Source organism: Ruegeria sp. R8_1 (assembly GCF_017743815.1).
Taxonomy (GTDB): Bacteria; Pseudomonadota; Alphaproteobacteria; order Rhodobacterales; family Rhodobacteraceae; genus Ruegeria; species Ruegeria lacuscaerulensis_A.
This window is the reverse complement of record NZ_JAGHRL010000010.1, coordinates 60,831-82,761: the sequence shown is the minus strand read 5'-3', so window position 1 is coordinate 82,761 and position 21,931 is coordinate 60,831. Positions and strand designations below refer to the sequence as shown.

Genomic DNA, 21,931 nt, shown 5'->3' with positions numbered 1-21,931 from the left:
CAGTTTGGTGACCGGCCCGCCGAGTTTAGAAATGAGCCGAGCGGCTGTTGGCCAGTTTTTCAACGGGAGGCGCAAATCGGGTCAGGTCAATGCCTTCGACCGCGGCTTTGTACTCGTCGATCTTGGGCGTACGACCCAGAATGGCCGACAGCACCACGACCGGGGTCGAGGCCAGCAAGCTTTCGCCTTTCTTATCCGGCGCGTCGGCCACAACGCGACCTTGGAACAGGCGTGTAGACGTCGCCAGAACCGTATCGCCTTTAGCGGCTTTCTCTTGGTTGCCCATGCACAGGTTGCAGCCCGGGCGCTCAAGATACAGGATGTTTTCGTACTCGGTGCGTGCCTTTTCTTTCGGGAACAGGTCGTCGAATTCGAAGCCCGAATATTTCTCGAGCACGTCCCAATCGCCTTCTTCCTTCAACTCATCGATGATGTTGTAGGTCGGGGCGGCCACCACCAGCGGGGCTTTGAACTCTACCTTCCCCGACGCTTTTTCGAGGTTTCGCAGCATCTGCGCAACAATCTTCATGTCACCCTTGTGCACCATGCAAGATCCTACGAAGCCCAGATCAACTTTCTTGTCACCACCGTAGAAAGATACCGGGCGGATCGTGTCGTGTGTGTAGCGCTTGGACACGTCCGCATTGTTGACATCCGGGTCCGCGATCATCGGCTCGACGATCTGATCCAGATCCACGACCACTTCGGCGAAATACTTCGCGTTGTCGTCGGGACGCAGAGCGGGTTTCTCACCGGACTTGATCTCGGCAATGCGGGCATCCGCAATCGCGATCAACTTCTGCAGCATTCCACTTTCATGCTCCATACCCTTGTCGATCATGATCTGAATACGCGATTTAGCCAATTCCAGAGAACCGATCAGAGTATCGTCATCCGAAATACAGACCGAGGCTTTGGCCTTCATCTCGGCAGTCCAGTCAGTGAAGGTAAAGGCCTGATCCGCCAGCAGCGTTCCGATATGTACCTCGATCACACGGCCCTGGAAGACATTGTCGCCATGCTGTTCCAACATCTGCGCCTGCGTGGCGTGTACCACGTCGCGGAAGTCCATATGGTCCGCCATTTTGCCCTTGAAGGTCACTTTTACTGACTCGGGGATCGGCATCGAGGCTTCACCGGTCGCCAATGCCAAAGCCACGGTGCCCGAATCCGCGCCGAACGCCACACCTTTGGACATACGGGTGTGGCTGTCCCCACCAATGATCACCGACCAGTCGTCAACAGTGATGTCGTTCAGAACCTTGTGGATCACGTCGGTCATCGAATGATACACGCCCTTCGGGTCGCGACCGGTAACAAGGCCGAAATCATTCATGAACTTCATCAGACGGGGCGTGTTGGCCTGAGCTTTGGCATCCCAGACCGACGCAGTGTGACAGCCCGACTGATAGGCACCGTCAACACTGGGCGCCACAACGGTTGCGGCCATCGCTTCGAGTTCCTGCATGGTCATCAGGCCGGTGGTGTCCTGCGAACCCACGATATTCACCTTCACACGGACGTCCGAACCAGCGTGCAGGGTCTTACCCGGGGTCGCCCCAACTGCGTTCTTGTTGAAGATTTTCTCAACCGCAGTCAGGCCCTGACCTTCATGGCTGACTTCCTTGGACGGCGCAAAGACCAGCGGGGCCTCGACACCCAGCGTCTCGGCAGCCAAAGTCTGCAGTTTTTTACCAAAGACAATTGCGTAAGACCCACCGGCCTTCATGAATTCGACTTTTTGCGGCGTGAACGAGGCCGACACGTCCACCAGCTCATCGCCATCTTCGCTCAGCAGTTTGTGGCTTTTGGTGTTGATCTTCAGAACGGTACCGGTCGCGACCGAATACTGCTCTTCAAGGATCGGGTTGCCGTCATTGTTCAGGATGGCATTCCCGTCTTCATCGACCTTCTTGACCCAGTTCTTCAGGTCCAAACCAATACCGCCAGTCACGCCAACAGTGGTCAGGAAGATCGGGGAAATGCCGTTCGTGCCTGCGACAACAGGTGCGAAGTTGACGAAAGGCACGTAGGGGCTCGCCTGCTTACCCGTCCACAGGGCTACGTTGTTGACGCCCGACATCCGAGACGACCCAACACCCATGGTGCCTTTCTCGGCAATCAGCATCACCCGCTTATCGGGGTGTTGCAGCTTCAGCGCCTCAACTTCTTGCTGCGCCTTGTCCGAGATAAAGCACTTGCCGTGCAGTTCCCGATCCGCGCGCGAGTGCGCCTGATTGCCGGGCGACAACAAGTCGGTCGAGATATCACCTTCGGCTGCAACATAGGTGACAACTTCGATCTCTTCGTCGATTTCGGGCAGTTTGGTGAAGAATTCAGCCTTGGCGTAGCTTTCCAGAATCTCTTTGGCGATGGGATGCCCGGCTTTGAAAGCCTCTTTCAAGCGATCGGTATCGGCGTCATACAAGAAAACCTGAGTCTTCAGGACTTCGGCTGCCTGCTCGGCAATTGCTGCATCTTCGCCCAAAGCAAGGTCCAACAAGACCCGCACCGACGGGCCACCTTTCATGTGTGACAAAAGTTCAAACGCAAAAGGAACCGAGATTTCGTCGACCACAGTGTGTCCCAAGACGATTTCTTTCAGGAAATCAGCCTTTTCACCTGCGGCGCTCGTGGTTCCGGGCAGGGTGTTGTAAATGAAAAAGTTCAGCGAGTCCTCGCGATGCGCGTTTCCGGCATCTTTGATCTGCTCAACGATCTCTTTGACCAACGCGCCATCATCAATGGGTTTAGGGTGCAGACCCTGTTCTTTGCGCGTTTCAATTTCACTGAGATAATCTGTGTAAAGGCTCATGGCGGTCCCGACGATTAGGCGTTAGAAGAAGCTTGAGACCCGGCAAAGACTGGTTTTCCAGACCCACAGGATGCTCTTTGTATGCGGCGGTATACTATTTTTCACTGAGGATCAATAGACCAAAGCAGTGGTTGTGGCGCTAACGGGTTTTACCGCTTGATTTAAGGGACCGGGCCAGATCACTTAGTTGTGCATACAACTCCCCAGCTGTCGGATGCCACCCGGCCACGACTCTGTTTTGTTGAGCAACGACGTCAGTATCCCCGCGCGCAGCGGGACCAGTCAACGCGACCTGTGGCCCCTGCGCTGTTATGTTTTCGCAGGTTCCGATCAACAGCTTGTCATTCAGGCGTGCTGCCATATCCTCGGAAACGCCCGCTTCGGCCCACGCCTCACGCGCCAAGGCTTGCAGAACTACCGTAAAGTTATTCGAGATGACCGCAGCAGCGTGATACAGGCTTTTCGCATCCGAGCGGATGGAAAAGCACTCGGCGCCCATCGCTTCGAACAACGAGGTAGCGATCCCTGCCGCATATGGGTCACCTTCGATACCACAAGGAACACCGGAGAACTGCGATGCTGCAGTTTCTGGATCTGAAAATGAAAGCACTGGATGCGCGCTTGCCAAACCCCACCCATATTCCTTTAAGGCATTCATTTGGGCGGCCGGGTAAAATCCACTACAATGCAGCGCAACAGGGCGCGACCCCTGCAACGCACTCTCTGTGTGCGAGTCACTCAAGGCTCTGGCGACCTCGGCAATCTTCGTATCGGGAACGGCAAGTATCCAGATGTTTGCTGGCCGCATATCGACCAAGTGCTCAACAACCCGCGCGTTGCGACCGAATGCGGCAGCATCTGTCGCGGCTTTATGACGACGGCTGCTTACATCCTGCAGAACATAAGACTGCGTTGCCGGTAGTAGACGAGCCAGTGTCTGGCCAACCCGTCCTGCCCCGATGAGATTAACAGTCGTAGTGCCCAATTCTGAGCCCCCCTTTAAGACGCACAACAGCTATTAAAATGATCGCCAACTATCTCATAGGAATTGATCAAACAAAATACGTTACAGTTTGCTTGTCATTTTGCTTTTCTGTAACATATTGATCAAGGCAAGCGGAATGGGTTTGAGGAGGACAAGGCCATGTACGCCCAAATGGTAAAATCAACGGGCAAAGGGGTGCAATCTCGTGACGAGATGAGCCCCGAAGATCGGGCATTTCAAGATCGCATCGACCGCGGTGAAAAGATCGAACCCAAGGACTATATGCCTGCAAGCTATCGAAAAACACTGATCCGTCAGATCGGCCAGCACGCGCATTCTGAAATTGTAGGCCAACTGCCCGAAGGCAACTGGATCACCCGTGCGCCCACTTTGGAACGCAAGGCCAACCTTCTGGCCAAAGTTCAGGATGAGGCAGGTCATGGGCTGTATCTTTATTGCGCCGCTGAGACACTGGGCGTCAGCCGGGATGAGCTGGTCGAGATGCTGCACTCGGAGCGGATGAAGTATTCGTCTATCTTCAACTACCCCACCCTGACTTGGGCCGATATGGGCGCGGTTGGTTGGCTGGTTGATGGGGCTGCTATCATGAATCAGGTGCCGTTGCAGCGCACCTCGTATGGCCCTTACGCGCGGGCAATGGTGCGCATTTGCAAAGAAGAAAGCTTTCACCAGCGCCAAGGCTATCACATCATGATCAAGATGGCGAAAGAAGGTAGCGCCGATCAAAAGCGCATGGCGCAGGACGCTCTGAACCGGTTCTGGTATCCTGCCCTGATGATGTTCGGTCCGTCGGACAAAGACAGCGTACATTCCGCTCAATCGATGGCTTGGCGGATCAAGATCAACACAAATGATGAGCTGCGTCAGAAATTCGTCGATGAAACCGTTCCGCAAGCCGAGTTTCTGGGGTTGTCAATTCCCGACGAGAACCTGCGCTGGAACGAAGAAACCGGGCATTATGACTTTAGTGAACCAGACTGGTCCGAGTTTTTCGACGTGATCTCGGGCAATGGCCCCTGCAATGCCGAGCGTCTTAGTGCCCGCCGCAAGGCTTGGGAGGATGGCGCCTGGGTCCGTGATGCCATGCTGGCCCACGCGCGGAAAGCCCAAAACAAATCCAAAGCGGCGGAGTAGTCGATGTCACATCAAAACGAATGGCCCCTGTGGGAAGTCTTTATCCGAGGCCAACACGGCATGAGCCACCGGCACGTCGGTTCGTTGCACGCGGCAGATGCCGAGCATGCCATACGGAATGCGCGAGACGTTTATACGCGCCGCAACGAAGGCGTCAGTATCTGGGTGGTCGAGGCTGCAAAGATCACGGCCTCCAGCCCTTCGGACAAAGGGCCCCTGTTCGACCCATCCCGCGACAAAGTTTACCGGCACCCCACTTTCTACGACATTCCTGACGAAGTTGGGAAAATGTAATGGACGCGGCGCAAAAACCACTGCTCGAGTTTCTGCTGAGACAAGGCGACAACGCTTTGGTTCTGGGGCATCGAACCTCGGAATGGTGTGGGGTCGCTCCGATTTTGGAAGAAGATATCGCGCTGGCCAATATGGCCTTGGATCAGATCGGGCAAACCCAGTTGTGGCTGGGATACGCGGCTGAAGTCGAAGGGGCCGGACGCTCTGCCGACGATCTGGCATTTCTACGTGATGTTTATGATTTCCGAAATTTGCTGATGCTTGAGGTCCCGAACGGCGATTTCGGGCGCACTCAGATGCGGCAATTCCTGTATGACGCCTTTCAAGTACCATGGTTGACGCAACTGCAAAATTCCACCGACACCCGAGTGGGTGAAATCGCCTCAAAGTGCTTGAAAGAGGCCCTCTATCATTTGGACAGGTCTTCTCACACGGTAATCGCCTTGGGGGACGGCACCGCGGAAAGCAACAAGCGCATGGATGAAGCGCTTACCTTCCTGTGGCCGTATAGTGGTGAAGTCTTTGTCGATGACGAAACCGATCACGCCATGGCGACAGCGGGTGTCGCGCCGTTGCCTTCAGAAATAAAACCACTGTGGCTTGAAACCGTACAGACCGTGCTTGCGCAGGCGTGCTTGACTTTGCCGGAAGGCGACTACGCCCAAAAAGGGGGGCGAACCGGATTTCGGCACACTGAACACCTGGGTCATATGCTGGCCGTGATGCAAACCCTGCAACGCTCGTATCCAGGCGCAACGTGGTGACGATGATGGCGGTGACCGAGGCTCAGGTCTGGGATTGGCTCGACACCGTGCCTGACCCTGAAATCCCAGTCATCTCGGTTGTGGATCTCGGCGTGATCCGCGAGGTGCAGGTCGCGCAGGACCATGTGACTGTGACGATCACACCGACCTATTCCGGTTGCCCGGCCATGGCTGTTATCGCGCTGGACATCGAAACCGAACTTGCAAAAAACGGCATCGGCAAGCTGGACATCCAAACCCGGATCGCACCTGCGTGGACGACTGACTGGTTATCCGAAAAAGGCCGCGCCCGGCTGGAAGAATTCGGGATTGCCCCACCCCAAGCCGCGGGTGGCCCCAAACGATGCCCCCATTGCAAATCCAAGCGGGTCGAAAAAATCAGCCAGTTTGGCTCTACCCCCTGCAAGGCCCAATGGCGATGTCAGGATTGCATGGAACCCTTCGACTATTTCAAGTGTATCTGAGGTCCCGATATGACCAACTTCCACCCTCTGAAAGTCACCGATATTCAAAAGACCATCCGCGACGCCGTGGTGGTCACTTTGCAAGCTGAAAACGCGGCAGAGTTTGGTTTCGCACCTGGTCAGTACCTAACCTTCAAACGGGATTTCGAGGGCGAGGAACTGCGCCGGTCGTACTCTATCTGCGCGGCACCGCATGAAGGTATCCTGCAGGTTGGGATCAAAAGTGTGGATGGCGGGGCGTTTTCAACATGGGCCAATACCGAACTGCAGGTTGGGGACGTAATGGACGCCATGCCTCCCATGGGCAACTTTCATGCCGCAGTCGAAGACGACGCGCCGCATTATCTGGCATTTGCTGGCGGCTCGGGTATCACTCCGGTCCTGTCCATTCTCAAGACCGCCCTGTCCGAGGACGCATCGACACGGTTCACTTTGGTCTACGCAAACCGCACACCAAATACGATCATGTTCCGGGAAGAGCTTGAGGACCTGAAAAACCGCTATCTTCATCGGCTGAACATCGTCCACGTTCTTGAGGATGACAGCCAGGACATTGAATTGTTCAAAGGCCGGGTCGATCAAACCAAATGCGCCGATCTGTTTCGACACTGGATCGACATTAAATCGGTCTCGATGGCTTACATCTGCGGGCCCGAGCCAATGATGCTGGCCATTTCACAGGCGCTTAAGGATCATGGATTGCGAAAGGACCAAATTCGTTTCGAACTTTTCGCGTCGTCTCAACCCGGGCGCGCCAGAAAACGCGCTGTCTCAAAAGCCACCGAAACAGGCGGCGTCAAAGGTCGCGTCACGTTGGGCGGTGAAACCAGAAGCCTTGTCATACCTAAAGACACAAGCTTGCTGGAATCGGCTTTGGCCGAAAACTTGGATGCGCCCCACGCCTGCAAAGCGGGTGTTTGTTCGACCTGCAAGGCCAAGGTCCTTGAAGGTGAGGTTGAAATGGTCGCCAATCACGCCCTTGAGGATTACGAGGTTGAAGCCGGTTTTGTTCTGACCTGTCAGTGCTTTGCAGTATCAGAGAAAGTTGTTTGGGATTATGATGAAGCGGGGCACTAAGCGTTGCCTAACACTCCGGGCAAGCCCGCCACGGTGAAACGGGCAACTGTTTTGGCATATCCTTCGCGATCAGCACGTGTCGCCTTTGGATGCCACATGTAATACCAGTTCAGCATTCCAAAAACGGACATGGTCACCTCACGCAGCAGGCTGCCATCGTCTTGCAGTTTGCCACCACTGATCGCGTTCAGAATGTTGCTCATCTGCGCCACCATGTCTTTTTGATAGGCTTTAAGCACCTTCTGCATATGCTCGGGCAGCAGAGAGACACCTTCGCTTTGAATGGTGTGTTCGTAATCCATCCCTTCATAGGCCAGCAGATATTCGCGCAGGATCAAATGCAACTGTTCTTCTGGCGGATACCCGTCCAGATCAACTGCCGAGACGCGGTTCTTCAACTCGGACAGATAAGTATCCAGAATGTCGAACAGCAGTGCTTCTTTGCTGTCATAGTAATGGTAAATATTCGCCTTCGATATACCCGCAGCTTTGGCAACCTGATTCATCGAAGCCCGTGCGATGCCTTCATGGGCGAACACATTTGCAGCCACCGCGAGGATGCTCTGACGCTTCTTGTCATGGTCCTTAGCGATCGTCCGCGCCACGGGTTTACTCCTTTGGCCTGTTGTCAACTACTCGACGGGCTTTGCCCTGACTGCGCTCAACACTGCCCGGAGCACCAACATTCACCGATACGCCGATCCCTATGGTGTCTTTAATCTTCTTGGACAAGGCCCCGGCGATACCTTCGCGCATGTCCTCTGGCGCGCCGGTTTCAACGCGTACTGTCATATCGTCCATCCGGCCCGTGCGGGATAGCTCTATTTGGAAATGCGGCGCCAGATCCGGGGCTGCCAGAACAAGCTCTTCGATCTGGGTCGGAAAGACGTTAACGCCCCTCAGGATGATCATGTCATCGGATCGACCGGTGATTTTCTCCATTCTCCGCATTGATCGCGCCGTTCCCGGCAAAAGCCGCGTCAGATCGCGAGTGCGATAGCGGATCATTGGCATGCCCTCTTTGGTCAGGGTCGTAAAGACCAGCTCACCCAGCTCGCCATCTGGCAGCACTTCACCCGTCTCCGGGTCAATGATTTCCGGGTAGAAGTGGTCCTCCCAGATATGCAGCCCGTCCTTGGTCTCGACGCACTCATTTGCAACGCCTGGCCCCATGATTTCGGACAGGCCATAGATGTCGACGGCATGCATGTCGAAAGCATCCTCGACCTCTGCCCTCATTGCGTTCGTCCAGGGTTCGGCGCCAAAGATTCCCACATCCAACGAGGTATCGCGCGGATCAATACCAGCCGCGTGAAACTGCTCCAGTATGTTCAGCATATAGGACGGAGTGACCATGATCGTGCTGGGCTTGAAGTCCTGTATCAGCATCACTTGTCGTTCTGTCATACCGCCGGAAACCGGAACGACCGTGCAGTTCAGACGCTCGGCCCCGTAATGCGCGCCCAGCCCCCCTGTGAACAGGCCATAGCCATAGGCGATGTGCACTATTCCTCCTGGTTTGGTACCGCTGGCCCGCATGGATCGCGCCACAAGTCCGGCCCAGTTATCAATATCTTTCAGCGTATAGCCCACCACCGTGGGTTTACCCGTCGTCCCGGATGATGCATGGACCCGCACGATTTCTTCCCGAGGAACAGCGAAAAGCCCAAATGGATAGTTGGCACGCAGATCGTCTTTGTGCGTAAACGGGAATATCGACAGGTCGCTTAGAGATCGCAGATCATCCGGATGGACCCCCGCCGCATCGAATCGTTGGCGATACATCGGAACGTTTTCGTAAGCGTTGCTCAAAGACCATCTCAGACGGTCCAACTGCAGGCTTCTGATTTCGTCGATGGAAGCAATCTCTATCGGATCAAGCGTGTTTCGGGCCGGTGTTAGGTCTTTCATGAACTCCTCCGCTATTCCTCGAACACGTGACCGCGCACCGCCCGAGAGCAACCGCGAAACACTGCTACAACTGTGTTGGTCTGATTGACCACGGTCACATCATAAATACCGCTCCGCCCAGTCAGGCTGACCTCGGTCGCTGTTGCGGTCAGGCGATCACCCAACTGACCGGGCGCGATGTAGGAAATTGAGTTGTGTTGCGCGACCGTCGATTGGTTCCGGCTGTTGCAGGCAAACGCGAATGCACTATCGGCCAGCATATAGATCACGCCTCCATGACAAATGCCGTGCCCGTTGGTGTGGTGCTTTTCTACTGTCAGCGTCAGAACCGCCTGCCCTTCATCCACTGCTTCGATCTGCATTCCCACCCAAGGGCTTGCCTGATCATTACCCCACATCGTTCGGGCCGCCTGTTCCGCACGTTCCTTGGGCGTCATAACTGTACCCTTGGGCTTTTGGCCGTATCCGTCACCACTACGATACCACACGCCAAGGCGATGATCGTCTTGTCCTGACAGCCAAGCTGTTTACGGCATAGGCGACTGGTGCAATGCGCTGCTGCCTCGTCTCACTGATCAAAACGTTGTGCGCAGCATTCGCGCAATTCAAGGCATCGCGAAAGATACGGTGCATTTCATTGGTCAAATTGCTCATCTGATCAGGTCGATTCACCGTGAACCCGTTCCAACCTGCGTGTCGCGTGGCAAGCACCGTATACTCCTTGATCTTAAGCAACCTTCAATTTAAACATTTCATAAACCGTCCGGTTGGTCAATTAATGAACGACACCATTGTAGAGGTCCCGAAATGGCAGTTCAGAACGTTGAAAGTTATGTAGCCGGTCAATGGATTGGCTGTGACAGCGCCGCGCGGGATATCCACTCGGCGGTGACCGGAGACTTGATTGCCCGGGCAGGCAACAGTGCTTTGGACACCCAAGCCATGCTGGAATATGCGCGTTCCAAAGGCGGTTCAGCGTTGAGGGCCATGACTTTCCATGATCGAGCCCGCATGCTGAAGGCGCTTGCGCTGCATTTGGGCCAGCACAAAAAGGCACTTTATGACGCCTCTTTCGCGACCGGGTCTACGCACAAGGATCACCTGATCGACTTTGATGGGGGGATCGGCACGTTGCTGGTTTTTGCCAGCAAAGGTCGGCGTGAGATGCCAGATGATACGATCTATCTGGATGGCAATATCGAGCAGCTGTCCCGCAGTGGAACCTTTTTGGGGCAACATATCTGCACGTCGTTGACGGGCGCCGCTATCCACATCAATGCCTTCAATTTTCCGGTCTGGGGCATGCTGGAAAAGCTTGCGCCCACCTTACTGGCCGGGGTGCCGGCAATCGTCAAACCGGCGACAGCCACCTGTTACGTAACCGAGTTATGTGTTCGCATCATGCTCGAAAGCGGCTTGTTGCCAGATGGTGCGGTACAGCTGATCTCGGGCGATATTGGTGCGCTGCTAGACCACGTCGGATCGCAAGATGTGATCAGCTTTACTGGCTCGGCGCAAACGGCTCTTAAACTGCGTAGCACACCGAGCATTTTGCATAACGCAACCCGTTTTGTTGCCGAGCAAGACAGCCTGAATGCCTCAATTCTCGGACCCGATGCGGAAGCAGGCACGCCCGAATTCGACCTATTCATCAAGGAAATTACCCACGAGATGACGGCAAAGGCTGGGCAGAAATGCACTGCCATTCGTCGGATTATTGTGCCTGAACCACAGGTCGAAGCGGTGATTACAGCGTTGCGGAAAACCCTTGAGCGGACAATTATAGGCGATCCCTCGGACACGGCGACGCAGATGGGGCCGCTGGTCTCTCAGGCGCAACGCCGGGACGTTTTGCAGAAGGCCGCCCTGATCGAGCAGGATGCGACTCGCGTATTTGGCCACCCAGAAAAATTTCAGGTTTCGGGTGCGGACCGAAAAAAAGGCGCGTTCGTGCCACCCATGCTGTTTTATTGCGAGACCCCAGATACAGCGCAATACGTTCATGGTGTCGAAGCCTTTGGTCCGGTTTCGACCGTCATGCCTTACCGCGATCTTGATCATGCCCTTCGCCTGACCAACAAGGGCAAAGGCAGCCTTGTTGCCTCGGTCATCACCAACGACGGCGACTTTGCCCGACAAGCCGCCTTGGGTGCGGGCGCGTTTCACGGCCGACTGTACTTCAACAACCGACAATCTATGAACGAAAGCACAGGCCATGGCTCTCCGCTGCCGCACATGGTGCATGGTGGCCCAGGACGCGCGGGCGGCGGCGAAGAGCTGGGAGGCGTTCGGGGCGTACTGCACTACATGCAGCGCACTGCGGTTCAGGGCAGCCCCGATATTCTGACGCGGATTAGCCGAAAATGGACGGCTGGCTCAGCAGAGATCACCCGCGATGCCCACCCCTTTACCCGCACCTTCCATGAACTGGAAATAGGTGAGACGTTACACACCGCGTCCCGAGAAATCTCTTTGGCCGACATTGAAACTTTCGCACATTTCACCGGCGATACGTTCTATGCACACATGGACGAAGCTGCCGCAAAGCGGAACCCGTTTTTCCCGGGACGGGTGGCACATGGGTATCTGTTACTCAGCTTCGCTGCGGGGTTGTTCGTGCAACCAGATGAAGGGCCAGTTCTGGCGAATACCGGGCTCGACAATCTGAGGTTCCTTAAGCCCGTGCAAGCCGGAGACAGCATTCAAGTTCATCTGACGGTCAAGCAGAAAACCACGCGCAACCAAGACTATGGCGAGGTTCGCTGGCATGTGACACTGACAAACCAGAATGGCGACCGGGCAGCCGAGTACGATCTTCTGACAATGAACGCATATTCCCGAGGTTGAGCATCGGTTTTCCGTGGCCACACAAGACATTGGCATGATATCCAATAGGCCAGCCTGCGAACCGGCCATTTGGAAACCTTGATTTGAATTCAGCCGAAAAACTGATTGAAGAACTTGTTGCGTTGGAACCGATCAAGACCTGGTCGCTGATCGTTACCGTATTCGGTGACATGAATGGCAAGGAAATTACAGGCAAAGACTTGGGGCTGCTACTTGGTCGTGTTGGGATCAAAACCGAAGCCATGCGTGTCGCCTTGCATCGCCTTAGAAAAGACGGCTGGATCGAGTCAACAAAATCGGGGCGCGAAGTTACCTATCGCCTTTCTTCACATGGCCTATCAGAAACCCGGGCCGCCTATGAGGATGTATATCGTCAAGATGCCAAATACCCCGAAGGCTGGGTAATCTGCTGGGTTCGTCAGGGATTCGCAGCGCCACCCTTATCGATTCCAATGGACAAAGCGCTGGTTCTGATGCCCGCCTCAGCTGCTGCCAAAGCCGAAAACGTTGTGACGCTAAAGTTTGATGACTACCCTCCGCCCGAGTGGTTCGCGAGCGGTCTTGTGCAGGACAAGGTTCTGCGTCAGGCGTCGCGCATCTTTGACCTTGCAGGTTTTGCCGAAATTCACTGCATGCAATCCTTGCCCCAAGCTGCGATACGACTGATGCTTTTGCACCACTGGCGGAAAATGGCACTGCGCCCTGCCGTATGGGCCCATATTTCCATAAATCCAAATGGACCGCTGGCACTGTGCCACGGTAGGGTCACCGATCTACTGTCCGCGTTGCCCAACTTGTCGCCGGAACGATTTTCCCGATAATTCACGCTCTAATCTGAGCAGCTCTGCTAACTGTAACCGGGTCTTGATTGGTATTTCATCGCCGGTTAGGCCATGTTTTACTGATCAGTTAGGTTTTGGATGCACAGTTGGTTCTCATCGAGGGTAGCCGCGTGACACACATGGGACGATCAATCTTGCGCACTGCGCTTGCGGCAATACTGTCGCTGGGCTCAGTGCCTGCGCTGGCGCAACCCGACATTTTGGTGCTGGGCGACAGTCAGATTTCTTTTGGGGCAGGAAAGGAATACACCCGGTTCTTCCAAGACTTGCCACAACGCTGCAATATGACAGCAGAACGCACTCGGTTGCTGGAAAAGCTTGGCGCGCGTCAAACGGCTGCGATCGGTGTACGGTCCACCTCGTTGCAATCTTGGACATCCGTCAGCGGGCCGACACGCGGTGCGATCTGCGATGTAGACAAGAAATTTGGTGTTAACGCTGGTGCCTATGGGATCGATGGAAACCCTGATCGTGTTTTCATCCAGATCGGAAAAGGTCCATCTTATCAGTTCTGCAAACCCAAACAGACCGCGTTTGAGGCTATGTTTGCCGAAAACTACTATGATCCCGGTTTGTTGGTCCTGACTTTTCTGGGCAACTCGGCCGATCGCTGGGCAAACTCACCAGAAGCGGTCGCACAGGATGTGTCCAAGACTCTGGAACAGGTGCCCAAGGATATGCCTTGCGTCTTTATCTCAAGCGCGCCGGTCTACCTGAAAAAAACAAACGACAAGCGGATGAAAGCTCAAACGGCCATTGCCCGAGCGTTCGAGCGTGCAGATGCCCAGTGTATCGCCGTCGAAGGGTTTAATGCAAAGACGCGCGCGGCCATTGAGGGAAAACCAAAATATTTTCGCCGCAACGACGCCGGTCGTGTCAAAGATCCGCATCATCCAAGTCCGGCTGCAATTCGCCAGTTTTTGAAGATCAACACGGTCGATTTCTGCAATGCGATCTTCGAAGCCCTGAAATAGAGAAACCGCATAAGGGGGAAACATGCAGTTTCTGAACAAAGCCGCGGGCATGGCCATTGCCCTTCTTTTGCAAGCACTTCCGGTCAGTGCCGAGCCGTTTGACTCGCCTGAAATACTGATCATCGGGGACAGTCAGATATCGTTCGGCTCGGGGCCTGCATTCCTGGAGTTCTTCAGTAATATCAAAACTCATTGCAAACCGAACGCCGAGCAAAAGCAGCATCTTGAGCGACTTGGAAAAATGCGGGTCGGTGTAATCGGTGTGCGCTCCAGCTCTATACCATCGTGGACGGCACGATCCGGCAAGGGTAAGGATACGATCTGCAAGGTTGATCCAAAATGGCGGGTTAATGCGGGGGCTTATGGTTTCGTAAACAAGTCCGGCAACAAATACGTCCAGATTGGCGAAGGGCGCGACTACCAGTTTTGTGCAGCAAACACGTCGCCGCTGGAAGAGATGTTGCGCGACGATTACTACGACCCAAAGCTGATCCTGATGTCTTTTCTGGGCAATTCCGCCAAACGCTGGGCCAACAGCCCCGAGGCTGCAATCCGCGATGTTCAAAAGTTGAAAACCCAACTTCCACCTGACCTACCCTGTATTTTCATGACCACCGCCCCGGCCTACAAAAAGAAAATCGTAGACCTAAGGTTGCGGGCGCAAAAGAACCTGATGGACGCCTTCAAAACATCAGGCTTGCGTTGTTCGTTTGTGCCGGGATCCACGCCGGAAACTGTCGCCGCCAATCAAGGGAACAAAGAGTATTTTCGTCTGAACAAAAAAGGCTTGGTGAAAGATCCGTATCATCCGAACGAAGCTGCAGCCAAAAACTTCTTTGCCCTAGAAATGGATCAGATTTGTACGGCGATCTTCACGCAAATTTCGCCGACTAAGGAACAAAGCTGAATCCTAATCGTGCTCTTTAGCACGACAGTCGAGTCAGCCGAAGGTCAAGAGAAAACATGCCCCGCGACTGGATGGGTCCAGGCTTAGGCGTCCACCGATCGCCTCGGCGGTTGCCGTCACAATATTCAAACCCATACCCGTCCCACCACTGTTTCTCCGCGTGGTAAAAAAGGGCTGCATGATCTTTCCTGCGTTCCCATCGCTAACCCCCGTGCCGTTGTCTGCAACGCGCAGGGTGGTCGCATCGTTGCCTTGACCTGCTGTCAGAACAATTTCACTCGCGTCATGTTGCTGTGCATTTTCAAGCAAATGCGTCAGTATAATCCTTAGCGTTTCTTCAGCCACGGGCAGAGGGAGATCTCCGTTTTCGACTTGCACCGAAAGGTTGGGAAAGGTCTCGGTCACGAAGGGAACGACATCATCCAGACGACAACTCCCGGTCAAAGCACTTTGATCGGCAAGGCTGAACGCACGCATATGGGCCAGCAAGTCCTCCATACGCTTGCCGCCTTTATCTACGGTATCCAGAAGCTTGTTCCGTTGTTCCACAGGCAAGCTGTTGTCCCGCAGCAGCTCGGTCGCACCTTTGAGGGCAGTCAGAGGAGACTTCAACTCGTGCGTGACATGGGCGGTATAGGTTTTTAGCGCGTCTTGTTTGTTTTGCAGACGTGTGGTGAGAGACTGAAAGCTCTGACTCAGCTCCTCAATTTCGCGAGTGCCTAAATGCTCTGGTGGCTCCCACGCGTCAACGCCATAGCCTGCCGATTGCGTCCTTTCTATCAAAAGGCGGATGGGCCGTGTGATAAAGCGCCAGAACACAAACCCGATCAACGCAGTGGACAAAGCGACGAATACGGCCGCTTTAGCCAAGTTAAAACGCTCGCCATAAAGAAATCGGAAGATATGGTTTGGGGTCCGGCTCAGATAGACAGCCCCGATCTGCGCCTCTTCTACGAACACCGGCATCGCAACAAACACGCGAACACGGGCCGCCCTGCTGAGTGTATAGACCGCAGGCGTTCTGTCCTCGCGCAGACGCGTTCGAGCGACCGACGCGATGTTCCCCTGCATAGCTTCCTGTACTTCGGCCACCTGCCCCAGATTCTCTCCGAGTTCGGCGGTTCCGGCGAAGACATTTCCGAACGTATCCAGAAACCGATACCCCACGAGCGTTTGCGTCTGTGCTCCAGCCGCGATCCGCGATAAAGGAGCCGCTATTTGCTTATAAACGCGGCCGGGGTCCAGTTGCATCGCCTGCGCATCGGGGCGCGGAGGCAAAACTGTTTCCCGGTTTACAGACAACGCTGGAAAAACCGCCCGATCGACCGAAATCGCGCCGCGCTTGGGCGGATCAAGCCCTGCTGCCTCAGCATATAGCTCGGAATAGGTCGCCGAGAGGACAGCGGCTTGTGTCAGCAGGCTTTCTTCGGTTTGCTGGACCAACTGGCTGTCGTAAAATCGAAACAGCGCCAGCCCAGCAAACGGCAGACAAAGAACAATCCCCAGAACAAGCAAGACAACAGTCCAAAGCTTGGGACGTTTTCTAGGCTTTACCCCGCCTTGCATGGTCCCATCCTCAGGCCAACACCATGCACGGTGACAATTCCGTCGGTGCAGCCGGCTTGTGACAACTTGGCGCGAATATTGCGAATATGACTGTCTATTGTTCGGTCCGACACGTGGATGTTGTAGCCGTACAGCGCATCCACCAACTGAGGTCGGGACATAACGTGATCCGGTCGGGACATCAAAGTTGCCAACAACCGAAGCTCTGATCCTGTCAATACCACCTGCTCTGCGCCGTACAGGCACGAATGGCGCCGCGCATCCAGAGTCAGCTTCCCTTGCACGAGGACTTGTTCGGCCGGAGTGGCCGGCGGGACGCTGCGTTTGAGGATGGCTTTGATACGTGCTACCAGTTCGCGCGGGGAAAAGGGTTTGGTCAGATAGTCGTCTGCTCCGATCTCAAGCCCGACGATCCGGTCAACCTCATCATCCCGAGCCGTAAGAAACAGGATCGGTACATCCGAGGACTTGCGAATTTCGCGACACACTTCAAGCCCGTCACGTTCAGGCAAGCCGATATCCAATACAATCAGTTCAGGTTGCTCTTGTCGAGCAGCGTCAAGTGCGGCCAAACCGTCACTGGCAAACATCGTCTGAAAACCCGCGTTTTCAACTGCAAACCCTGTCACTTCAAGAATGTCCGGATCGTCGTCGACGATAAGAATACGTGCGGGCATCAAATAGGGTCCTCAGCTCTGAGCCTGATAATAGGCTTGGATGCGCCACCTGCGAAAGCCCCATTCTCGCCAGTTGGAAATGGCATCCTGGGACATGAGATAGTCCAGTCTTTTACCGCAAATACGCTCGCCGGTTTTGGCTTCAAAAGCGTGTATGGCAGGGTATGCATTGGGACCTAATCCGCAGATGTAGTAGGTATCGCGAAGCGCCAGATCCCGACCGTGCGTCAGGTTGTAACCAGCGATCTGGTGCGCGAAATTGACAAAGCAGCAAACATAGACTGTGACGACAACCGTGGCCAGGCACCGTCGCAATAGCCAATCAACTCCCAACCCTCGATGAACTTGAATGACCGTCAGCACCAAGCCGATCAATACAAGGCCCATCCAGATAAAGGCCGCGACGCGCAGATACGTCAGTGCATATGCCCCGACATACAGCTGTAGGCGGAAGGCCGCGGTCATCACCAAAAAGATATTCTGAGCCAACCAAAGATAAACCAGATTCCGCAGCACCCTATCCTGCGCGATCATGCTGCGTGTCAACAGGACGAATACCCCTGCTAGCAATGCCGTCACGACCAAAGGATAGGCTCCGCGATGGGCATAGGAAGCATAAGTCATACCATCGGGCAAGGCGACACCGCCGGTAAAAATCCCGATGTCCATACCTGTCTGCACAAAGAACAACAGGTTGAACAAAAACAGCGAATTCCGAACAGAAAGAGGGTTGATCAGAAATGTAACCCGCCCGGGCCCGGCCCTCGGGAAAGAGGGTTTTTGCGCCTCGGAACCCAACCACGACTTACTAAGGTTCAAACACGCCCAAACTTGAGACCCGATCAGACACCAGAACAAGACGCGCAACCAAAAATCGGCTGTGAAAAAATGAGTTGGGTCCAACCCTTTCAGGTAGCCTTCCAGAACTGGGTTTGCGGCGGCCAGCAGTATCAGGAAAATGATACCCATCATGAAGGGAAGCACGGCCGAAGATGCCTGACGACGAATGCCCATGCCCATATCTGCCTCAGGCAAATCACGCAGCGCGGCCCAACTCAGCAACAAGTTTCCGATTGTGGGCAACCGCACTGCAACCCTAAAAAGCAAGCGTTCGTTCAACGGCAATCCGTAGACCGACCACGCCACCAGCAAAACCAAACCGGCCAGACTAAATAACACCGACAAGAATTGTAGGTCGATGCACAACGGCAAATTGCACACTAGGGCAAAGCCCATGGCCCCGACCCATTCACGCCGAATGGTCCGAGGGGTCTTCAATGCCACTATTGCTGCCGAAAGGATCATCGCAAACACGGCAAGAGAGATTCCAATCGGCTGGTGCCAGAACAGCCAGTCTGCCAGTGTCACCAAAACGCCAAGCAATGGTATCTTGTGCCGCATTCCAAGTGAGGAAAACAGCGATTTATCGCTTTGCGCCCGTGGGGTTGTTTGCGCGGATGTTGTCTCTGACATGCTTAGCCACCACGCATCTCGTTTAAGGCTATCCGGCACTCCGTGGATTATCAGCTCCTGCCTCATTTCGCGCCTCCTGATTGCGGTTGTTCTTCCCGTCAGGTTGACAGACGCAATTGCAGAGCTGGGGCGGGTCCTGAACAGGTTTTGAAAGGCTATTGTGCAGATTTTGCGCACACCTTTGAGGAGACCACCCAGTTGACCAAACGGTCAGGCCCAGCGACGGTCGCGTGTCGACCACCAGACACAAACCAACAGTAGGACTTGAATAACCAGGCGTAAGTTCAGCTGCCATTCGGCTACAAATGGGTAAAGCTCAGGGTTCAATGACATATGAATGTTGGCCGGGGTCACGGCTAATGTCAGTAAAATCAGACAATTCCCAGCCAGTTGGCGGACCTGCGGCAATAGAATGCCAATCGCCCCCAAGATTTCCAAAACTCCTGACACGTAAACCACCGCCAACGGCCAAGGAACATAAAGTGGCGTAATACTTAGGAAGAACTCTGACACGACAAAATGCCCGATCCCGCCGCAAAAAAACCAAAGGAAAACGAGCAAAAGACCCAAGTAATAAAATCTGACCATGTTCCCCTCAGACTCGCAAGCGCATTGGTTGTCGGGAAACCGCCAGGCATTGGGGAACTCCAAGCTGAACCAAGTCGGTTTGAGGCAACGTCATTGTAGGTCCAAGCTGTTTGCGACAATGGCACAGGACCTATTTTCATCGATAAATGTCCGCAACCGGAGGCCACAGTAAATTGAACACCGAAACCACTGAACAAACGACACTTGGCAGAGCTTTTTATCGCATGAAAACCTGACTACCATGCTGCCTGAGCAACCACTACCGCGGGACTGACCAATGAAAGCCGTTCTCTACGAAAATTTCTCGCAGCCTCCTAAGCTGGTCACAATAAGTGACCCCTCACCGGATGCAGATGGTGTTGTGATCCGCGTTGAGGCGTCGGGTGTATGCCGCTCGGACTGGCACGGTTGGATGGGGCATGACGACGATATTGAATTGCCACATGTCCCCGGCCACGAACTGGCCGGCGTTGTGGAAGCCACAGGCGTAAACGTCAAGAAATGGAAACCAGGTGACAGGGTAACAGTCCCCTTTGTCGCAGGCTGCGGCTCTTGCCCGGAATGCCACGCGGGACACCAACAAGTGTGTCTGGATCAACATCAACCCGGCTTTACGTACTGGGGCTCATTCGCCGAATATGTTGCGGTTCATCAGGCCGATCTAAACCTTGTTGCTTTGCCCGAGCGCATGGAATTTGCAACCGCGGCCAGCCTTGGTTGCCGCTTTGCGACGTCTTTTCGCGCTATTGTCGACCAAGGGAAAGTCGGCGCAGGTCAATGGGTCGCAATTCACGGGTGCGGCGGGGTCGGTCTGTCTGCCGTGATGATCGCCAGCGCGTTGGGCGCTCAGGTCATAGCCGTGGATATTGATGACCGAAAGCTTGACCTGGCTCGGAACCTGGGCGCGGCCACCGCAATCAATGGCACCGGGACAGATGTCGCAGCAGAAGTTATCGAATTGACCCGTGGCGGTGCTCATGTCTCGGTTGACGCACTGGGACATCCGGCGACCTGCTTCAACTCCATCCAGAACCTACGACCCCGAGGGAAACATGTGCAGGTGGGGCTTATGCTGGGCGAACAAGCGCAACCTCAGGTGCCAATGGCAAAAGTTATCTCGAATGAGCTTGAAATCTTGGGTTCTCACGGAATGCAGGCCCATCGGTACGGCGCAATGTTGGACATGATCGCTTGTGGCAAGCTGGCGCCAGAAAAACTGGTAGGCGAAACGATCAACCTGTCTCAGGCACCGCAGGCCTTGATGGAAATGGACCGCTTTCAATCCATCGGCGCGACAGTCATCACTGATTTCGACCGTTAACGCGACTAGCTCTTGTCGATAAAAACGGATTGTTATCACCAAGATTCTTGTGTGATCAGATAGATATAGGCCATAGTCTTGCTCAACCCGGTTGCGAACGCAGTGGAACCGAGTGGGAGGAGTTTTGAAAGAAAGGCATTATACAGCCGCAAAATTGAATGCGGCGCTTCGGGTATTGGATCGCTATCAGATTCAATCTGATGGTGTATTCGAACGAACCGATATCGACAGAAGTCGCTTAAAAGACACAGAGTATCGTGTCTCGCTGCGTCAGATCATCGATGTGCTGAATAATATCGCGCAGCAGCGCTGGCACCCGGAATTACCTTACGATATCGGAAGAAACCTCCATATCTCGGATTACGGGCTTTATGGATATGCTGTTCTAAGCAGCACAAGATACCGGGATACTGTAGATTTCGCGCAGAGGTTTCACTATCTTGCGGCGCCTACAGCTGAAATGTCCTTTGACTTTGATAAGGACAACCCCGGTTGGGAATTTGAACCGGTCTCGGTGATCGAACAATCGCCTGACTTCTATGCCTTTCTGACAAATCTGCAGGCCGGAATATTTGCCTCACTGCATCAGGACGTGATCGGTCAGGATTTCCAGTGCAATTTGCTTGAGTTGCGATACCCTAGGGACAGTTATTACACCATTCCGGCACACGCCGCAGATGTCATCAAATTCTCGGCTGAGAAGAACCGGTATAGTGTTCCTCCCAAATGGATGGACCAAAGACTGGAACTGGGAAACCGGATGACCTTTCAGCAAATCGTCCAGATTTGCGAACAAGAGTTGTCCGAATTGCTCAGCCGTGATGAGGGGCGCGTGTCCGGAGAAGTTCGAAAAGCGCTTGTTCAAAGCCTCTCTTTTGGGGCCAATATGGAACTGATTTCACGTCAGATTGGATTGACTAGCCGAACCCTGCGCCGCCATCTGAAACGAGAAAACACGACGTTCAGCGATATCGTCGATTCCACGCGGTCTGAATTAGCACTTCGGTATCTTAGGGATGCCGAACTCAGCACACAGGAAATCGCCTATGTGCTAGGTTTCTCAGATTCTGCCAGCTTCGTACGCGCCTTCAGACGGTGGACAGGAAAAACACCGAAACACTATAGGGTCGGTTTCTGAAGGTGGAATCTGACGCTACGTTGTCCTCGATTGTCAATCTTATGACCCGATGTGGGGTTTACGCACTGGGGTCGACTGGCAATATTTTTCACTAAGTCGAAACATCCGCAGATCAGTCTTTCTGTTGGGTATC

20 protein-coding genes are annotated in these 21,931 nt (G+C 54.4%); 11 read left to right on the top strand and 9 right to left on the bottom strand.

Annotated elements, in window-relative coordinates; genetic code table 11:
• Window positions 1–25: 25 nt before the first annotated feature.
• Window positions 26–2,815, bottom strand: a complete 2,790-nt coding sequence (locus J7380_RS19065) for a bifunctional aconitate hydratase 2/2-methylisocitrate dehydratase (protein WP_209198036.1) — start codon at window positions 2,813–2,815, stop codon at window positions 26–28.
• Window positions 2,816–2,954: 139 nt separating this feature from the next.
• On the bottom strand, window positions 2,955–3,425 hold the full coding sequence (locus J7380_RS20455) for a DUF2520 domain-containing protein (RefSeq protein ID WP_348539129.1): 471 nt from the start codon (window positions 3,423–3,425) through the stop codon (window positions 2,955–2,957).
• Between the two features lie 534 nt (window positions 3,426–3,959).
• On the opposite strand from J7380_RS20455, the gene paaA reads away from it, so the two are divergent.
• The 5 genes from paaA to J7380_RS19035 are packed head-to-tail and all read left to right on the top strand — an operon-like array spanning window position 3,960 to window position 7,554.
• Window positions 3,960–4,955: a 1,2-phenylacetyl-CoA epoxidase subunit PaaA gene (paaA, locus tag J7380_RS19055; RefSeq protein WP_209198032.1), complete on the top strand. Its 996-nt coding sequence runs from the start codon at window positions 3,960–3,962 to the stop codon at window positions 4,953–4,955.
• A gap of 3 nt (window positions 4,956–4,958) precedes the next feature.
• On the top strand, window positions 4,959–5,249 hold the full coding sequence (gene paaB / locus J7380_RS19050; RefSeq protein WP_209198025.1) for a 1,2-phenylacetyl-CoA epoxidase subunit PaaB: 291 nt from the start codon (window positions 4,959–4,961) through the stop codon (window positions 5,247–5,249).
• The gene (gene paaC / locus J7380_RS19045; protein WP_209198023.1) at window positions 5,249–6,013 is read left to right on the top strand and encodes a 1,2-phenylacetyl-CoA epoxidase subunit PaaC; all 765 of its coding nucleotides are present in this window, start codon (window positions 5,249–5,251) and stop codon (window positions 6,011–6,013) included. The genes paaB and paaC overlap by 1 nt, the downstream gene beginning before the upstream one ends.
• 2 nt (window positions 6,014–6,015) lie before the next feature.
• A complete protein-coding gene (gene paaD / locus J7380_RS19040) occupies window positions 6,016–6,477 on the top strand; it encodes a 1,2-phenylacetyl-CoA epoxidase subunit PaaD (RefSeq protein WP_170356502.1) in 462 nt (153 codons plus the stop codon).
• Window positions 6,478–6,486: 9 nt separating this feature from the next.
• Window positions 6,487–7,554: a ferredoxin--NADP reductase gene (locus J7380_RS19035; RefSeq protein ID WP_209198015.1), complete on the top strand. Its 1,068-nt coding sequence runs from the start codon at window positions 6,487–6,489 to the stop codon at window positions 7,552–7,554.
• Here J7380_RS19035 and J7380_RS19030 read toward each other — a convergent pair.
• The 3 genes from J7380_RS19030 to paaI are packed head-to-tail and all read right to left on the bottom strand — an operon-like array spanning window position 7,551 to window position 9,902.
• Window positions 7,551–8,159, bottom strand: a complete 609-nt coding sequence (locus tag J7380_RS19030) for a TetR/AcrR family transcriptional regulator (RefSeq protein ID WP_209198013.1) — start codon at window positions 8,157–8,159, stop codon at window positions 7,551–7,553. The genes J7380_RS19035 and J7380_RS19030 overlap by 4 nt on opposite strands.
• A 4-nt stretch (window positions 8,160–8,163) precedes the next feature.
• A complete protein-coding gene (paaK, locus tag J7380_RS19025; protein ID WP_209198011.1) occupies window positions 8,164–9,465 on the bottom strand; it encodes a phenylacetate--CoA ligase PaaK in 1,302 nt (433 codons plus the stop codon).
• A gap of 11 nt (window positions 9,466–9,476) precedes the next feature.
• Window positions 9,477–9,902: a hydroxyphenylacetyl-CoA thioesterase PaaI gene (gene paaI / locus J7380_RS19020; protein WP_209198002.1), complete on the bottom strand. Its 426-nt coding sequence runs from the start codon at window positions 9,900–9,902 to the stop codon at window positions 9,477–9,479.
• A gap of 370 nt (window positions 9,903–10,272) precedes the next feature.
• On the opposite strand from paaI, the gene paaZ reads away from it, so the two are divergent.
• From paaZ to J7380_RS19000, 4 genes are all read left to right on the top strand, one after another.
• The gene (gene paaZ, locus J7380_RS19015) at window positions 10,273–12,312 is read left to right on the top strand and encodes a phenylacetic acid degradation bifunctional protein PaaZ (protein ID WP_209198000.1); all 2,040 of its coding nucleotides are present in this window, start codon (window positions 10,273–10,275) and stop codon (window positions 12,310–12,312) included.
• Window positions 12,313–12,395: 83 nt separating this feature from the next.
• Entirely contained in the window at window positions 12,396–13,133 is a 738-nt protein-coding gene (locus J7380_RS19010; protein ID WP_209197998.1) for a hypothetical protein, read from the top strand.
• A 155-nt stretch (window positions 13,134–13,288) separates the two neighbouring features.
• A complete protein-coding gene (locus J7380_RS19005) occupies window positions 13,289–14,128 on the top strand; it encodes an SGNH/GDSL hydrolase family protein (RefSeq protein ID WP_209197996.1) in 840 nt (279 codons plus the stop codon).
• Between the two features lie 22 nt (window positions 14,129–14,150).
• Entirely contained in the window at window positions 14,151–15,035 is an 885-nt protein-coding gene (locus J7380_RS19000; protein ID WP_209197994.1) for an SGNH/GDSL hydrolase family protein, read from the top strand.
• A gap of 33 nt (window positions 15,036–15,068) precedes the next feature.
• Here the strand turns inward: J7380_RS19000 and J7380_RS18995 are convergent, their stop codons facing one another.
• From J7380_RS18995 to J7380_RS18980, 4 genes are all read right to left on the bottom strand, one after another.
• Window positions 15,069–16,601: a HAMP domain-containing sensor histidine kinase gene (locus J7380_RS18995; RefSeq protein ID WP_209197992.1), complete on the bottom strand. Its 1,533-nt coding sequence runs from the start codon at window positions 16,599–16,601 to the stop codon at window positions 15,069–15,071.
• Entirely contained in the window at window positions 16,586–17,278 is a 693-nt protein-coding gene (locus tag J7380_RS18990) for a response regulator transcription factor (protein ID WP_209197990.1), read from the bottom strand. The genes J7380_RS18995 and J7380_RS18990 overlap by 16 nt, the downstream gene beginning before the upstream one ends.
• A gap of 12 nt (window positions 17,279–17,290) precedes the next feature.
• On the bottom strand, window positions 17,291–18,817 hold the full coding sequence (locus J7380_RS18985; protein WP_209197988.1) for a DUF4173 domain-containing protein: 1,527 nt from the start codon (window positions 18,815–18,817) through the stop codon (window positions 17,291–17,293).
• A 144-nt stretch (window positions 18,818–18,961) separates the two neighbouring features.
• Window positions 18,962–19,339 (bottom strand): hypothetical protein, encoded by a 378-nt coding sequence (locus J7380_RS18980; protein WP_209197980.1) that lies wholly within the window; start codon window positions 19,337–19,339, stop codon window positions 18,962–18,964.
• Between the two features lie 277 nt (window positions 19,340–19,616).
• Here J7380_RS18980 and J7380_RS18975 point away from each other — a divergent pair, with 277 nt between their 5' ends.
• Together J7380_RS18975 and J7380_RS18970 are read left to right on the top strand one after the other, a co-directional pair.
• Window positions 19,617–20,660 (top strand): zinc-dependent alcohol dehydrogenase family protein, encoded by a 1,044-nt coding sequence (locus tag J7380_RS18975; protein ID WP_209197978.1) that lies wholly within the window; start codon window positions 19,617–19,619, stop codon window positions 20,658–20,660.
• A gap of 124 nt (window positions 20,661–20,784) precedes the next feature.
• Window positions 20,785–21,798 (top strand): AraC family transcriptional regulator, encoded by a 1,014-nt coding sequence (locus J7380_RS18970; RefSeq protein WP_209197976.1) that lies wholly within the window; start codon window positions 20,785–20,787, stop codon window positions 21,796–21,798.
• Window positions 21,799–21,931: the final 133 nt, after the last annotated feature.

Excerpts from the sequence above, each read along its gene's own strand:
- J7380_RS19065 (WP_209198036.1), bottom strand. The coding sequence starts at position 2,815 with ATGAGCCTTTACACAGATTATCTCAGTGAAATTGAAACGCGCAAAGAA.
- paaA (WP_209198032.1), top strand. The coding sequence starts at position 3,960 with ATGTACGCCCAAATGGTAAAATCAACGGGCAAAGGGGTGCAATCTCGT.
- paaB (WP_209198025.1), top strand. The coding sequence starts at position 4,959 with ATGTCACATCAAAACGAATGGCCCCTGTGGGAAGTCTTTATCCGAGGC.
- paaC (WP_209198023.1), top strand. The coding sequence starts at position 5,249 with ATGGACGCGGCGCAAAAACCACTGCTCGAGTTTCTGCTGAGACAAGGC.
- paaD (WP_170356502.1), top strand. The coding sequence starts at position 6,016 with ATGATGGCGGTGACCGAGGCTCAGGTCTGGGATTGGCTCGACACCGTG.
- J7380_RS19035 (WP_209198015.1), top strand. The coding sequence starts at position 6,487 with ATGACCAACTTCCACCCTCTGAAAGTCACCGATATTCAAAAGACCATC.
- paaK (WP_209198011.1), bottom strand. The coding sequence starts at position 9,465 with ATGAAAGACCTAACACCGGCCCGAAACACGCTTGATCCGATAGAGATT.
- paaI (WP_209198002.1), bottom strand. The coding sequence starts at position 9,902 with ATGACGCCCAAGGAACGTGCGGAACAGGCGGCCCGAACGATGTGGGGT.
- paaZ (WP_209198000.1), top strand. The coding sequence starts at position 10,273 with ATGGCAGTTCAGAACGTTGAAAGTTATGTAGCCGGTCAATGGATTGGC.
- J7380_RS19000 (WP_209197994.1), top strand. The coding sequence starts at position 14,151 with ATGCAGTTTCTGAACAAAGCCGCGGGCATGGCCATTGCCCTTCTTTTG.
- J7380_RS18995 (WP_209197992.1), bottom strand. The coding sequence starts at position 16,601 with ATGCAAGGCGGGGTAAAGCCTAGAAAACGTCCCAAGCTTTGGACTGTT.
- J7380_RS18990 (WP_209197990.1), bottom strand. The coding sequence starts at position 17,278 with ATGCCCGCACGTATTCTTATCGTCGACGACGATCCGGACATTCTTGAA.
- J7380_RS18985 (WP_209197988.1), bottom strand. The coding sequence starts at position 18,817 with ATGAGGCAGGAGCTGATAATCCACGGAGTGCCGGATAGCCTTAAACGA.
- J7380_RS18980 (WP_209197980.1), bottom strand. The coding sequence starts at position 19,339 with ATGGTCAGATTTTATTACTTGGGTCTTTTGCTCGTTTTCCTTTGGTTT.
- J7380_RS18975 (WP_209197978.1), top strand. The coding sequence starts at position 19,617 with ATGAAAGCCGTTCTCTACGAAAATTTCTCGCAGCCTCCTAAGCTGGTC.